The 14,710-nt window shown below is 36.8% G+C and carries 11 protein-coding genes and 2 tRNA genes; 10 read left to right on the top strand and 3 right to left on the bottom strand.

Annotated elements, in window-relative coordinates; all coding sequences use genetic code 11:
• Nucleotides 1–175: 175 nt before the first annotated feature.
• From feoB to VZD24_RS03505, 3 genes are all read right to left on the bottom strand, one after another.
• Nucleotides 176–2,275: a ferrous iron transport protein B gene (feoB, locus tag VZD24_RS03495; RefSeq protein ID WP_342686844.1), complete on the bottom strand. Its 2,100-nt coding sequence runs from the start codon at nt 2,273–2,275 to the stop codon at nt 176–178.
• Nucleotides 2,276–2,339: 64 nt separating this feature from the next.
• The gene (locus VZD24_RS03500; protein WP_279449764.1) at nt 2,340–2,567 is read right to left on the bottom strand and encodes a FeoA family protein; all 228 of its coding nucleotides are present in this window, start codon (nt 2,565–2,567) and stop codon (nt 2,340–2,342) included.
• Between the two features lie 125 nt (nt 2,568–2,692).
• Nucleotides 2,693–3,358 (bottom strand): SCO family protein, encoded by a 666-nt coding sequence (locus VZD24_RS03505; protein WP_279449763.1) that lies wholly within the window; start codon nt 3,356–3,358, stop codon nt 2,693–2,695.
• A 170-nt stretch (nt 3,359–3,528) separates the two neighbouring features.
• On the opposite strand from VZD24_RS03505, the gene VZD24_RS03510 reads away from it, so the two are divergent.
• The 10 genes from VZD24_RS03510 to VZD24_RS03555 all read left to right on the top strand — a co-directional run bounded on the left by VZD24_RS03510 (nt 3,529) and on the right by VZD24_RS03555 (nt 14,710).
• On the top strand, nt 3,529–5,460 hold the full coding sequence (locus tag VZD24_RS03510; protein ID WP_342686843.1) for a M1 family metallopeptidase: 1,932 nt from the start codon (nt 3,529–3,531) through the stop codon (nt 5,458–5,460).
• A 275-nt stretch (nt 5,461–5,735) separates the two neighbouring features.
• Nucleotides 5,736–7,061, top strand: coding sequence for an RIP metalloprotease RseP (rseP, locus tag VZD24_RS03515; RefSeq protein WP_279449761.1), 1,326 nt, complete (start codon nt 5,736–5,738; stop codon nt 7,059–7,061).
• Nucleotides 7,062–7,314: 253 nt separating this feature from the next.
• Entirely contained in the window at nt 7,315–7,902 is a 588-nt protein-coding gene (locus VZD24_RS03520) for an RNA polymerase sigma factor (protein ID WP_279449760.1), read from the top strand.
• Nucleotides 7,889–8,623, top strand: a complete 735-nt coding sequence (locus VZD24_RS03525) for a hypothetical protein (RefSeq protein WP_342686842.1) — start codon at nt 7,889–7,891, stop codon at nt 8,621–8,623. The genes VZD24_RS03520 and VZD24_RS03525 overlap by 14 nt, the downstream gene beginning before the upstream one ends.
• Nucleotides 8,624–8,738: 115 nt before the next feature.
• Nucleotides 8,739–8,812, top strand: a tRNA-Asn gene (locus VZD24_RS03530).
• A gap of 233 nt (nt 8,813–9,045) precedes the next feature.
• Complete coding sequence (locus tag VZD24_RS03535) at nt 9,046–10,035, top strand: DNA topoisomerase IB (protein WP_279449758.1); 990 nt, start codon at nt 9,046–9,048, stop codon at nt 10,033–10,035.
• Nucleotides 10,036–10,262: 227 nt separating this feature from the next.
• Nucleotides 10,263–11,537, top strand: coding sequence for a ribonucleotide-diphosphate reductase subunit beta (locus tag VZD24_RS03540; protein ID WP_279449757.1), 1,275 nt, complete (start codon nt 10,263–10,265; stop codon nt 11,535–11,537).
• Nucleotides 11,538–13,328, top strand: coding sequence for a ribonucleoside-diphosphate reductase subunit alpha (locus VZD24_RS03545; protein ID WP_279449756.1), 1,791 nt, complete (start codon nt 11,538–11,540; stop codon nt 13,326–13,328).
• Nucleotides 13,329–13,509: 181 nt separating this feature from the next.
• A tRNA-Arg gene (locus VZD24_RS03550) sits at nt 13,510–13,581 on the top strand.
• A 253-nt stretch (nt 13,582–13,834) separates the two neighbouring features.
• A complete protein-coding gene (locus VZD24_RS03555; RefSeq protein ID WP_342686841.1) occupies nt 13,835–14,710 on the top strand; it encodes an SdiA-regulated domain-containing protein in 876 nt (291 codons plus the stop codon).

The following is a 14,710-nucleotide window of genomic DNA, read 5'->3' on the forward strand; positions in this document are numbered from 1 at the left end:
AAAAAACAGAAAGTTTAATGGAAACTACAACTACTGCAATCTGAATGGTCTCCGGGCTTATTTTTTATTCCACTTTTACTAGTTTTAAAAGGATTCCAAATAAACTTAGTAATCATATAAAATACGGCCAAAGCGAATGTTATTAAAACTAAAATTGTTTGCATAATAAAGCTATTTATTTTAAAAATTGATATGCTGCCAAGGATACTACATAGGCGATTACGGTCATAACAACCAACTGCCACATAGGCCATTTCCAGCTATTTGTTTCGCGTTTTACAATTGCTAGGGTACTCATACACTGCATTGCAAACGCATAAAATAACAAGAGCGACACACCACTGGCAAAATTAAACAACGGCCCTCCCAAAACAGGATTTACTTCGGCGGCCATTCTACTTTTAATAGTTTGTTCGTCGTCGTTGCCCACACTATATATGGTGGCGAGGGTTCCTACAAATACTTCGCGTGCAGCAAAAGAGCTAACCAGTGCTATTCCTATTTTCCAATCGTAACCCAAAGGGCGCACTGCGGGCTCAATGGCATGACCAATGTGGCCAATGTACGAATGCTCCAGCTTATACGAATCTATGTGCATTTCAATTTCTTCTTCTGAAAGATTTTGCGAAGCGTATTCAGATTTAATAATTTCTTCGGCATTATTAAAATTACCCGGTCCGTAGGAAGCTAAAACCCAAAGTATAACTGAAATAGCAAGAATTATTTTTCCGGCTCCAAAAACAAATGCTTTCGTTTTTTCAACAACGGTTATGAGTACATTTTTTGGCAGCGGAAGTTTGTAATTGGGCATTTCTACCACAAAGAAACTCTTGGAGCGTATTTTTAATATTTTATCGAGAAGATATGCCGAAAAAATTGCAGCTCCAAAGCCCAAAATATACATAAACATAAGGGTAAGCCCCTGTAAGCTGAAAATTCCCAAGACACGGGTATCGGGAATTACCAAAGCAATAATAATTAAATATACTGGCAAACGCGCCGAACAAGTAGTAAAGGGCGTAACTAAAATGGTTATTAATCGTTCTTTCCAGTTTTCAATATTACGGGTGGCCATAATTGCAGGAATGGCGCAAGCGGTACCAGCTACCAGTGGCACAACACTCTTACCGCTCAGCCCAAAGCGACGCATTAGTTTATCCATCAAAAAAACAACGCGGCTCATGTAGCCGGTTTCTTCCAAGATGGAAATAAAGAGAAATAGAAAGGCGATCTGTGGAATAAATATTACTATCCCTCCCAATCCTGGAATTATTCCTTCGGCTATTAAATTAGAAAATTCTCCCGCCGGCAATGTAGTTTTAGCCCATTCGCTCAAAGAGGCAAACGTTTGGTCTATAAAATCCATAGGGTATTCGCTCCAATCAAAAATAGCTTGGAAAATAAGGAGTAAAATTCCAAAGAAAATAACGTAACCCCATACTTTATGGGTTAATATACGGTCTAGACGACTGCGTAAATCTTTGGCGTTTGCCGAATCTATATGAAGGGTTTGTTTTAAAGTTTCGTTTATAAACTGATACCGAATAATGGTTTCTTTTTGCTGAAGCCGTTTTAAATTGCTCTTTGATTCTGTTTTAAAGGAAACCACTCCCTTTAATTCATTTCGGTCTAACTTTCCGAAGTTAACGTCCTGGGTTATAACCAACCACAATTTGTAAAGATCCTGATTTGGGAATGCCTTGCGCAAACGGTCAAAGTATTCAGGAGAAATACTACTGGCATTTAAACACGGCTTTGTGGAAAGCTGATTGTAATTTTCAATTAATTCTTTTAAATACTCGAATCCTAGATTTTTCCGTGAGCTTATAAGCGCAATTTTTGTCTGTAATTTTTCTTCGAGCAGCGGCACATCCAGCGATATTGCTTTCCGTTTCATGCGGTCAGACATATTAATGGCTAAAATGGCAGGAATACCTAAATCTTTAATTTGGGTAAATAATAACAAATTGCGTTTTAAATTTTCTACATCGGCAACCACAACGGCAACGTCTGGAAAATCTTTATCGTTTTTGTTGAGTAATAATTCAATTACTACATTTTCATCTAAGGAGGAGGCATTTAAACTATAAGTACCTGGCAAATCTAAGACGTGTACTTTACACGCACGGCCAAATTTGCACGAGCCTTGTTTTTTTTCTACTGTTATTCCGGGATAGTTACCCACTTTTTGGTTTAGTCCCGTAAGCCTATTAAACACAGATGTTTTTCCGGTGTTTGGGTTTCCAATAAGTGCTACATTTATGTGTTTTGCCATATTTTGACTTCGCTCAATAACCTAAATTAGGCTCCGCTCAAAGACAGCGGAATATTTTAAAAAATTAAATCAGTTCTATCTCAATCAAACAAGCCGTTTCTTTACGAATGGCAAGATGACTTCCGTTTATGTTTAAATAAAGCGGATCGTTAAAAGGCGCAATTTGTACTAGACTCACCTCATTACCGGGCAGACAGCCCATCTCTAATAATTTTAGGGGTACTACATCTACGGAAAATTCTTTAATAATGCCCCGTTGACCTTTCTTTAGTGAAGCAATCGTAATTGCCATATTTTTATTTAGATTGAGTTTAAACAAGGCAAAAGTAAGTGTTTTAATTTAGAAAGAAGAATTCGTGATTAATAATTATTAAACCCGACTAGCACAAAGCCGCAACCGGTACTTACCCTTACCGCTTAGTCTTCCTGTTCCAGTACTTTAATATCGTGAAGGAGTGATTCTATGGCTTCGGGATCTGTTCCGTCATAAAATCCGCGAATGCGTTTCTTTTTATCTACCAAAACAAAGTTTTCGGTATGTACAAGATCATTTTCCTGAAAAGGAACGTCCTTCGCAGCTAGGTACGATTTTCGAGCCAGATTATATATTTCCTTTTTGTCGCCGGTAACCAAGTTCCATTTATCATCATTCACTCCTTTTTCCAAAGCGTATTTTTTTAATTGCGGCACGCTGTCTATTTCAGGTGTTACCGTATGGGATAACAAAAGAACGTCGTGGTCGTTTTTGAGTTTTTCCTGAATTTCAACCATATGATCGGTCATTATTGGACAAATTGTTTGGCAGGTTGTAAAGAAAAAATCGGCAACGTAAATTTTATCTTTGTAATCGTCTTGCGTAATGGTCTTTCCGTTTTGATTTATTAAACTAAAATCTGCAATGGTATGATATCTTTTTACATATTGAAGTGTACTATCTACAAGCTCTGCCGAAACATCGGCCGGTTGAAATATTTTTAACGATTCCTTCGGCTTCATTATTTGATAAATCGCCGTTATAATAATGGCAGACAGGATAAATAAAACAATTGCGAAGAATTTATATTTACGGAAAAAAGAAAGCATTGCGTTAAATTTTAGACTCAATTTCTATATTCGAGAGCAAAAATAGTCTCTAAATTCATCAAAATGAATACATTTAACATTCAGAATTATTCTACTGAAATATTTCATTTCAACGCCTCATTTTTAAGAGATACGTTGTTGAAATTATTAAATTAAAAAATTATTTTAAAATGAAAACACTTCTACTCCCCGCCTTACTACTTATCTCACTTGTATCCTTTTCACAAAATTTTCAAAACGAATACATTAGCGAAGCCGAAGCTAAAGCAGCAACTGGCTGGTTTGGAAAACCAGTAAACCTAAACACCGGTAATTACGACCTTAAATACCACAGATTAGAATTTAACATAGACCCACAGCAGGCATTTATTTCGGGTAAAGTTACCTCGCATTTTGTAGCAAAAGAAGATTTAAACACTGTAACCTTTGAACTTGTAGATAATATGACGGTATCGCAAGTTACGCAGCGCGGCACCCCACTAAGTTTTACGCAAAACAACAACGACGAAGTTGTTATTACCTTACCGCAAATGCAGGCTACTGGCGTTTTAGACTCGTTAGCAATAAGCTACTCGGGCAATCCCATTAGTTCCGGTTTTGGATCTTTTGAAATAGACACACACAACGGCGACCCCGTAATGTGGACTCTTTCAGAACCTTTTGGCGCAAAAGCTTGGTGGCCGTGCAAACAGGATTTAAACGACAAAATAGATATGATAGACGTTTATATTACCACACCACGACTCAATCCTTCAAATGAAGAGTATATTGCGGTTGCCAACGGTTTGGAATTAAGCCAGACTATAAATGGAAACACTAAAACCACCCATTTTAGGCATCAATATCCTATTCCGGCTTATTTAATTGCCATTGCTGTTACCAATTATTCGGTTTATTCGCATACCGTTGCCAATAATGGGAATCCGTTTGAAATAATAAATTACATCTACCCCGAAGATCTTTCGTATGCACAATCGCGTACGCCCGTAACGGTAGATATTATGAATCTGTTTTCAGATCTCTTTGAACCCTATCCCTACGCCAGCGAAAAATATGGTCACGCCCAGTTTGGTTGGGGCGGCGGGATGGAACACACCACAGTTTCGTTTATGGGCAGCCTTGGACGCGGATTAATTGCACACGAACTTGCTCACCAATGGTTTGGTGATAAAGTTACGTGTGGTAGCTGGCAAGATATTTGGCTTAACGAAGGTTTTGCTACTTATTTGTCAGGGTTGGTGGTAGAAGATTTTGACGGGAGTACAGATTTTAGAGCTTGGAGGCAGGACAAAATTTCTTCAATTACCAATTATCCCGATGGTTCGGTTTATATACCCGCCCAAGACACTACCTCGGTAAACCGAATTTTTAGCAGCAGGTTAAGTTATAATAAGGGGGCGATGGTGCTGCACATGCTTCGCAAGAAATTGGGCGACGCCGTTTTTTATCAAGGACTAAAAGATTATCTGGCTGACCCTCAACTTGCTTATGGGTATGCCAAAACTGGCGATTTAATAAGAAATATGGAAACCGCCAGTGGCGCTAATCTTTCCGAGTTTTTTGATGATTGGGTATATGGCGAAGGATATCCGCGCTACACAATTACGTGGAATCAAGTAAATTCTGGAAGTATTTATGTGAAGATTTCACAAACTCAAAGCCATTCTTCCGTTTCGTATTTTGATGCGCCGGTGCCATTACGAATTAACGGAACACAGGGCGAAGTACTAGATATAGTTTTAGACAATACCACAAACAACCAAACCTACCAGCCAGCGGTAAACTTTACGGTACAAAGTGTGCGTTTTGATCCGGAATACGATATAATTTCAAGAAGCAACAATGTAATATTGGGTACTGAAAATTTCGCTTTAGAACAAAAAATTGTTGTTTATCCCAATCCAACTTCGGGAATTATTACTCTTGAAAAACCCGCATATTTAGACGTTCAGAAAGTTGAGATTTATAATTCGTTAGGGCAAGTTTTATACGCCGAAGCATTTTCAAAAACCATAAATGTATCAAAATTTAACACTGGAATATTGTTTCTTCGCTTAGAGACTTCGGAAGGCGTAATAAACAAGACAATAGTAAAAAATTAATTTTACCGTATTACCAGCTAGAATTTTTCTGCAAAACCACTGCTGTAATCACATTTTAATTTTTACAATTATATATTAAATACATCATAAATAAGCGGAACACACCCGCTTATTTTTTTTGCTAGTTGTAAAAGAGTACTTTTGTGCGATTTTTTATTGAATCGGTTAATTAATTATCGGAACCAAAAAATTACTGACAATTTTAAATTTGGCGCGTTTTTAGCGAAGCCAGCTTAAAATTTGACACTTTTATTAAAATTTCTAGTTAAACACCTATGACTCCATTTGCTGTAAAAGCCATACAATTACTTGTAAGTTTATCATTGTTAATCGTACTTCACGAATTAGGACACTATATACCCGCAAAACTTTTTAAAACCAGAGTAGAGAAATTCTATCTTTTCTTTGATGTAAAATTTTCACTCTTTAAAAAGAAAATTGGCGAAACCGTTTACGGAATTGGCTGGCTCCCGTTGGGTGGTTATGTAAAAATTTCTGGAATGATCGATGAGAGCATGGATAAAGAGCAAATGGCTCAACCCCCACAACCCTGGGAATTTAGAAGCAAACCGGCTTGGCAACGATTAATAATTATGCTCGGGGGAGTTACGGTAAATATTATTGTTGGTTTTGTAATATATATGGGTATACTTTATGTGTACGGAAGAAATATTACCACTAATGAAGATTTACCCCAAGGTTTTGCAGTTACTGAACAATTTAAGGAATACGGGTTTCAGGACGGCGACCAGATTTTAAGTATTAATGGTGAGCCATTAGACGATGTTTTAGAAATAAACCGTTATATTTTTGTTCGCGATGTTTCAAACGTAGAAGTAAAACACGCAGACGGCAGCGTTGAAATTGTTAAAGTACCAGAAAACGCTGGCTCCAAAATGTTTGAAAGCGGTATTATGCCTGCATTTAGTCCGAGACAAGAAATATCGGTTGACTCGGTATTTGGACCTGCTAAAAAGGCCGGCTTATTAGCAACTGATAAAATAGTTTCAATCAATGGAAAAACAGTAGAATACCGCGATGAATTTCAACGTATAATTGATGAAAACAAACTTGAGGCTAAACAAATTGTTTTTTTAAGAGGAAACGCAACGGATACCCTAAATATTACTCCCAATGAAGACGGATTTATAGGAATAGGATATTCTAACGAAAAAATAATATCGCAACTAGGGAAAACTAAAATAGATTACACTTTGGGCGAAAGCATTGTGGGAGGATTTGGTTTTGGTTATAATACTCTAAAAGACTATGTAGCCCAGTTTAAGTATGTTTTCACCAAAAAAGGAGCTACACAGGTAGGTGGATTTGGAGCAATTGGCAATCTATTTCCGGGTGTTTGGGACTGGCAAAGCTTTTGGGCAACCACAGCCTTGATTTCTATTATATTAGCGTTTATGAATATTCTTCCAATTCCCGCCTTAGACGGGGGTCATGTTATGTTCTTATTATACGAAATAGTTACTGGAAGAAAACCCAACGATAAGTTTATGGAATACGCCCAAATGGTCGGATTCTTTCTACTAATCGCGCTCGTGTTATTTGCCAACGGGAATGACATCTATCGCTGGCTGTTTGAATAAAGCGGTATCAACTTCTAAAAAAATACTTCGTTTCCACAACGAAGTATTTTTTTTTATGATAATTTTTTGATGACATTTCAACAGCTCTTCCGATGAGGTTATAATGGCAATGTATTTTTTTGGAACCAAGGGCGCAATAGTAACTCGTAAAACAGTTCATTTAAACAAAAAAAAGCGCCCGTTTATCCGAAACTGCCAAAAAATTTAGAGCGATTGTATTTTAATTGTATCTTTCTGTATTGTTTTATAACCAATGCATACAAGAAACGGAATAAATTTATACGATTTGCCAATTACAGAAGTTGTTGCGCTCATAAAAAATAATGATGCCAACACATTAAAAAAACTGTATGTACATAACTACCCTAATGTACGGCGTTATGTACTTAAAAATAGTGGTAACGAACATCAAGCAAAAGATGTATATCAAGAAGCATTTGTAGCAATGTGGCGAAATATTAAAGATGATAAATTTTCTGCTAAGAACCCGAAAATAATTAATGGGTATCTATTTCAGATTGCCAAATACAAATGGCTAGACCACGTACGATCTGTAAAATACAAAAATACCACATTTATTAATCGCGAAATAGAATCTGTTGAACCGGACCTTGAAATTGATACAGATAAAAATGAAAAAATAAATACAATAATGCACTGTATTGGCAATCTGGGCGATCGTTGTAAAGATTTATTAAAGTTGTTTTATTTTGAAAGAAGAACGTATAAAGAAATAGCTCAAATTTTAAAAATAGACGAAGCTTCAGCGCGTAATGCCAAGTATCGATGCCAAGAACAGTTAAAAAAAATGACTCAATCCCCCCCCAATGGAAACACATAATAATATAACAAACAATCAAGAAAATCAAGAGACGATAGATGCGTACTTATTAGAAAGTATGGATGCTAAAACACGTGCCCAGTTTGAAGAAAAAATGAAAAATTCCCCAGAATTCAAACAGGAAGTAGAAGAACAAAGAGCCGTAATGCAAAGTGTTGAAGAACTAAATCTCATAGAATCTTTAGACGGTTTTCACCAAGAAATTCAAGAAAAGCCTATTAAAAAGTGGGTTACTCCAGGCCTGTTGGCAATTGCAGCTTCCTTGTTACTTTTAATTGCTGTGAGTACCTGGGCTATCTTTTTTCACGAAAATTCGTATGATCGGGTTTTTGCAACCTACTTTAAACCAGACCCCGGACTCCCAACAACTATGGGAACAAATACAGACTATCAATTTTACTTTGGAATGGTAAATTACAAACGTAAAAATTATTCTGATGCCATTGCTAGCTGGGAACCACTATACGCTGCAGAACCAGAAAATGATACGTTGGTATATTTTCTGGGAGTAGCAAATTTGGCCAACGACAATCCCCGACAAGCTGAAAAATATTTTCAAACAGCCGAAAAAATTTCTGAAAGTGCTTTTTATGAAGAAATAAGATATTATTTGGCACTTACACTTCTTAGAAAAGACGAATTACAGGAAGCCAAATCGGTACTCAAGCAAAGTAAATCGCCCGCCAATAAAGCGCTACTAGCCGAATTGCAAAGTCTTTAACCCATAGACACTCGCTGTACTTTAAAAAATATTCAATTTAATTATTGATAAAGTTTCAAGTTTATTTTGATGGAATTAAAAAATAGACATATATTTGCAACCGCTAACGCAAAATTCCTCCTTAGCTCAGTTGGTTAGAGCATCTGACTGTTAATCAGAGGGTCCTTGGTTCGAGCCCAAGAGGAGGAGCTTAGTTAGAGAAAGCCTTCACAGAAATGTGGAGGCTTTTCTGTTTTGGGCACTTTTAGCTTGGGTATACGTATAAATTTTACAACCGTTTTTTAAAGAAGGTATAAAACAAATTCTGCCAAACACTTAACCGCTACACAAACCTTTGCGTTACAGACTCCTTAAAAAATCTTAAGAAGAATATAAAGTTACAACGGTCAAACTGTTTTTGTTCTATTTTTAAAGAAAAAACAATGTACCATAGAAAAAGGCACGGCAAAGGTTTTACATATAAGTACGAAAATGGAGCAACTATTAAAGATAAATCTACGCGCAAGTGGATAGAATCTCTTATTATCCCACCCGCTTGGACAGCCGTAGAAATAAATGAAAACAAAAATGCAGACCTATTGGTTACAGGTCGCGACGATAAAGACCGAAAACAATACATTTACCATCCCAATTATATAGAAAAGCAGAATTCCAAAAAATTTGACCGTATTGTAGATTTTGCAAATCAATTAGAACACATGCGCCGGGTAACAGGACAGCATTTGCGAAAACGTAAGTTAAATAGGGAAAAAGTTTTGGCCACCATGCTTCGTTTATTAGAGACTGCCTTTTTTAGGCCCGGCAGCGAAACCTACTCCAAAGAAAACGAAACCTATGGCCTAACAACATTGCGGTCCAAGCATTTAACCATTAATGGAGACGAAATAATTTTTAGCTACAATGGCAAATCTGGACAAGAGCAAGAAAAACAAATTGTAGATAAAAAGTTAGCCAAGATTGTTAAAGAGGTAGATAGCTTGCAAGGCTATGAGGTTTTTAAATACCTGGATGAAAATAACAACATCATAGACGTTAAAAGCGACGACCTGAACGCATATATCCGCGAGGTGATGGGCGACGAATTTTCAGCAAAGGATTTTAGAACGTGGGCCGGAACCATGATTGCCGCAATTGCACTCGACGAACTTGGCGTAGTAGATAAAAAGGATCAAAAATTATTAGACAAAAATATAAAGGAGGCTGTAAATCGCGTTTCAGAAAAACTTGGAAATACGCCTTCCGTTGCACGCGACTCGTATATAGACCCCAGGGTTATTGACGATTATACCAAAGGAAGAACCCTAAAATATTTTGAAAAGGAAATAAACAAATTGCTTACGGAAATTGAAAGCCTTTCAAAAGAAGAAGTCGGAGTGCTGTGCATGCTTCGCAATCGATTAAAAAAGAAATAACACCAGCTAGTTTCTAAATAAAAAACCAAAGAAAAACACCTTACGTAAGCCTTGCTAAAACACTAATATATGCAAGGTTTTGCAAATTACCTCACACCCAATTCTTTCCGTTTATTTAAAATTGTTGATAATCATTTAACAACATAATCTGGGTTGGATGAAAACACATTGATATAATTTTCATCTTTATACTTCAAATTTATTTCTAATTTTTAGTTCGCATTTCCATGGAAATTACCCACGTTATTAAAAGAGATTTCACCACAAAACTATTTCATTTACAGAAAATTACCGATGCAGTTTTAAAGGCAATGACCGCTGCAAAACACGGTAGTTTAGAAGATGCACAACGGATATCAGAAAAAGTTTATGCTGCCCTACTCGACCGAAAAAATCAAGACAGTAAATATATTCCTACAGTAGAGGAGGTTCAGGATTTTGTGGAAACTAAATTAATGGAAGGCGGTTTTTTTGATGTTGCCAAAGGATATATTCTCTATAGAAATCAACAAACCCAAAAACGAAAACTCAATATTTTTGAAAAACGCATAAACCTAAAACCATACGAATATCCCGCCTTGTACGAATATGTACCTGCCATCAGACATTCGTACTGGATACACACAGAGTTTAATTTTACGAGCGATATCCAAGATTTTAAAACCAGACTAACCAATGTAGAACAAAGCGCTATTAAAAACACCATGCTTGCAATTTCGCAGATTGAAGTTGCCGTAAAAAGTTTTTGGGGCGACATATACCACCGTATGCCAAAACCCGAAATTGGTTCGGTAGGAGCAACATTTGCCGAAAGCGAAGTTCGCCATCACGATGCCTACTCGCATCTCCTCGAAATTTTGGGTTTAAATGAAGAATTTAAAGACCTCAAAAAAAAGCCGGTCATTATGATGCGCGTACATTACCTTGAAACCGCACTCAAAAATGCTAAAAGTGAAGACAATAAAGAATATGCCGAATCTATATTGTTGTTCTCTCTTTTTATTGAACACGTTTCCCTCTTCTCCCAGTTTTTAATCATTATGGCTTTCAACAAGCATAAAAATATGCTTAAGGGAATTTCAAATGTGGTTGAAGCCACTTCAAAAGAAGAACAAATACACGGAGATTTCGGAATAGATATTATTAAAATTATAAAAGAAGAAAACCCAGAGTGGTTTGATGAAAGTTACAACGCCATGATTCAGGAAATCTGCAAGGAAGCCTTTACTGCCGAAAGCAGAATAGTAGATTGGATATTTGAAGAAGGCGAATTAGATTTCTTGCCGAAAGCAGTTGTAAACGAATTTATAAAAAACCGATTTAACAATTCGCTTGAAAGCATCGGAATTGAAAAAATATTTGAAATAGACGAAACCCTCTTGGCACAGACCGAATGGTTTGACGATGAAATTATCGGTACCAAACACGGTGATTTTTTCGTAAAACGCTCCATCAATTACAGTAAAAGAACTCAAAGTATAACCAGTGATGACCTTTTTTAAATGAACGAACAAAATCTAAACCTCGACACACAGACTACAAAAACAAATTCTGAAGCCAATAATCTTGTAAACGCTCGAAAGGAAGCGCTTCATCAGACCGAAAAAAACGAACCAAAAGGCTTTGAATGGCTTACGGAACACAGCCGTAATTTTTTGGCTTCAGGTTACCTAACTCCAGGTGTAACCGCGGAAGAACGAATTCGCGAAATAGCAGATAGAGCAGAGAAAATACTCGGTATTCCTGGGTATTCAGATAAATTTTACGGTTATATGTCTCAAGGATTTTTCTCTCTTGCCTCGCCTGTTTGGTCTAATTTCGGAAAAAAAAGAGGATTGCCCATTAGTTGTTTTGGCTCACATATAGACGACGATATGGGGAACATTCTATATACACAATCTGAAGTGGGCATGATGTCTAAACTCGGAGGTGGAACCTCTGGTTATTTCGGTAAAATTCGTCATCGTGGGGCCGAAGTAAAAAATAATGGACAAGCTTCGGGGGCAGTACATATCATGCAATTGTTTGAATCTATGGTCGATGTAGTTAGCCAAGGTTCGGTAAGACGCGGTCGTTTTTCTCCTTACTTACCTGTGGAACATCCAGATATTATGGAGTTTTTAGAAATAGGTACAGAAGGAAACCCCATTCAGGAACTAACCCATGGGGTTACCGTAACCAACCAATGGATGGAAGAAATGATTGCCGGCGATGTAGAAAAACGCTCCATTTGGGCAAAAGTGTTACAGCGTAGAGGCGAAATGGGATACCCGTACATTTTCTTTAAAGACAATGCCAACAATACCGCTGCAGATGTTTATAAAGATAAAAAACTGCCTATCTATGCCAGTAATCTCTGCACCGAAATAATGTTGCCGTCTAATGACGATTGGTCGTTTGTGTGCGTACTTTCTTCGGTTAATTTGTTGCATTACGACAAGTGGAAAAATACAGATGCCGTAGAAACAATGGTATATTTCTTAGATGCAGTAATAACCGAATTTGTTGAAAAACTAGAAGCGTACCGCGATTCTGAAAGCAGAGAAGACAAACAAACTTTCCTGTTTATGGAACGGGCCTATAATTTTGCCAAAGACAACCGCGCTTTGGGCTTAGGAGTTTTAGGGTGGCATTCTTTATTACAATCTAAAATGCTGCCTTTAAATAGTGCGGAGGCATACGACCTAAACAGCGAAATATTTAGAGTTATTAAAGAAAAATCGTACAAAGCTTCGGAAGAATTGGCAGAAAAATTCGGCGAACCAGAAGTGCTTAAAGGCTATGGCAGGCGGAATGCAACCTTAAATGCGGTTGCGCCAACAACTTCGTCGGCTTTTATTTTGGGTCAGGTTTCACAAGGAATAGAACCTATATGGTCTAATGTTTATGTAAAGGACATTGCCAAAATAAAAACCACGATTAAAAATCCATTCTTGGAACAATTACTGGAAGAAAAAGGATTCAATACACTTGAAGTTTGGCGAAACATTCGCGATTATGACGGCTCTGTTCAGCATCTTGATTTTTTAACCGATGAAGAGAAAGATGTATTTAAAACTTATTCGGAAATAGATCAAATGGATTTAATTTACCAAGCTGCCAACCGTCAAAACCATATAGACCAAGGACAGTCCGTAAACATTATTGTACATCCAGAAATGCCAGTAAAAGAAATTAATAAAATACACGTTACAGCTTGGAAATTGGGATTAAAGTCATTGTATTACCAACATAGCATGAATGCCGCCCAAAAATTTGCGCAGAAAAAAGACTGTGCAAGTTGCGAAGCGTAAACTTTTAATCGCAAATACTTTAATATAAAACAGGTTTCGGCATTGCTAAACCTGTTTTTTTATTTTGAATTATTGAAGAAGTAGGTTTAATTCATAAAGCAAACAATCTAAATTTATTTAAATTTGCAGTGAATTCTTTGGCTTCAAAATACAACGCACCTCACAAACCTTGAAGTTTTAGGGTCCCATAGTTCAAGGGATAGAATAGGAGTTTCCTAAACTCTAGATCCAGGTTCGAGTCCTGGTGGGATCACTAGTAACACACCCTAGTTTTGCTTAGTTCAGTTTGAAAACCTTTTTCACTTTTAAGAATATATCTTTTTTCTTTAGCCCGTACAGGTAAATCCAATTAAGGCACTTAATTACCCACAGCATAACGCAAATGTGATAAACTTTACCATCCATTTCATCAATCACAAACAATAGATTATTACTTTTTATAATAATTTTAAGGAGTGTCCAGCATTATTTCATTTAATTTATACCGTTGTATTATATATTGAATTATGAGAGAAAATAAAATAGCTTTTTTAATTATTGTTGGAGTTTTGGCGTTTGTTGGGATACTTTGGTACGCCTTTGAAAATCCAGCACTCAATCCTCGATTGGAAGAAGAAACCTATACCATTATACGCAAATGGGACATGCCTTTGGAGTTAAATGAAATTAGTGGCATTCGATGGATTTCAGAAAACAGAATTGCCGCCGTGCAGGACGAAGAGGGAATAATTTTTATTTATAACCTTAAGACAAATCTTGTAGAAAAAAAGATTTCCTTTGGAAAATCTGGAGACTACGAAGCAATAACCACTACAGATAATGCCGCATACGTAATGGAAAGCAGCGGCCGCCTTTTTGAAGTAGAAGATTTTTTAAGCGATACTTTCACCACAAATGAATATCAAGTGCCTTTTTCGGGCAGAAACAATATGGAATCATTGGTTGCCGATACCCTTAAAAACAGACTTCTTTTTACTGTTAAAGACAAGGATCCCAACAGCGAGGCATATAAAGGCATATATGCGTTCAACCTAGAAACTAAACAAACAAGTAGCTTGCCTGTTTTAAAAATTCCTTTAGATAGTTCCATTTTTAAACCGAAGGATGCCGATGACGATGTTGAAGCTTCAAACAATTTTTTTCCGTCAGATATGGCAATTCATCCTAAAACAGGACACTATTATATTCTGGAAGGAAAATATCCGCAGATGTTAATAATGGACAGTCTTGGAAAACCGTTAAAACTGCACAGATTATATAAAGAGTCCTTTGCCCAACCCGAAGGAATTACTTTTGCACCCGATGGCACACTGTATATTTCCAATGAAGGAAAAAATGGAACCGCCAATATTTTGGAAGTAATATTTAACGAGGATAAATAA

Origin of the sequence: Aequorivita flava (assembly GCF_038742595.1) — a bacterium.
In the GTDB taxonomy this organism is placed as follows: domain Bacteria; phylum Bacteroidota; class Bacteroidia; order Flavobacteriales; family Flavobacteriaceae; genus Aequorivita; species Aequorivita marisscotiae.

Coding starts and splice junctions, on each gene's coding strand:
- feoB (WP_342686844.1), bottom strand. CDS start 2,275: ATGGCAAAACACATAAATGTAGCACTTATTGGAAACCCAAACACCGGA.
- VZD24_RS03525 (WP_342686842.1), top strand. CDS start 7,889: ATGGAAACACATAATAATATAACAAACAATCAAGAAAATCAAGAGACG.
- VZD24_RS03545 (WP_279449756.1), top strand. CDS start 11,538: ATGAACGAACAAAATCTAAACCTCGACACACAGACTACAAAAACAAAT.
- VZD24_RS03520 (WP_279449760.1), top strand. CDS start 7,315: ATGCATACAAGAAACGGAATAAATTTATACGATTTGCCAATTACAGAA.
- VZD24_RS03505 (WP_279449763.1), bottom strand. CDS start 3,358: ATGCTTTCTTTTTTCCGTAAATATAAATTCTTCGCAATTGTTTTATTT.
- VZD24_RS03500 (WP_279449764.1), bottom strand. CDS start 2,567: ATGGCAATTACGATTGCTTCACTAAAGAAAGGTCAACGGGGCATTATT.
- rseP (WP_279449761.1), top strand. CDS start 5,736: ATGACTCCATTTGCTGTAAAAGCCATACAATTACTTGTAAGTTTATCA.
- VZD24_RS03540 (WP_279449757.1), top strand. CDS start 10,263: ATGGAAATTACCCACGTTATTAAAAGAGATTTCACCACAAAACTATTT.
- VZD24_RS03555 (WP_342686841.1), top strand. CDS start 13,835: ATGAGAGAAAATAAAATAGCTTTTTTAATTATTGTTGGAGTTTTGGCG.
- VZD24_RS03510 (WP_342686843.1), top strand. CDS start 3,529: ATGAAAACACTTCTACTCCCCGCCTTACTACTTATCTCACTTGTATCC.
- VZD24_RS03535 (WP_279449758.1), top strand. CDS start 9,046: ATGTACCATAGAAAAAGGCACGGCAAAGGTTTTACATATAAGTACGAA.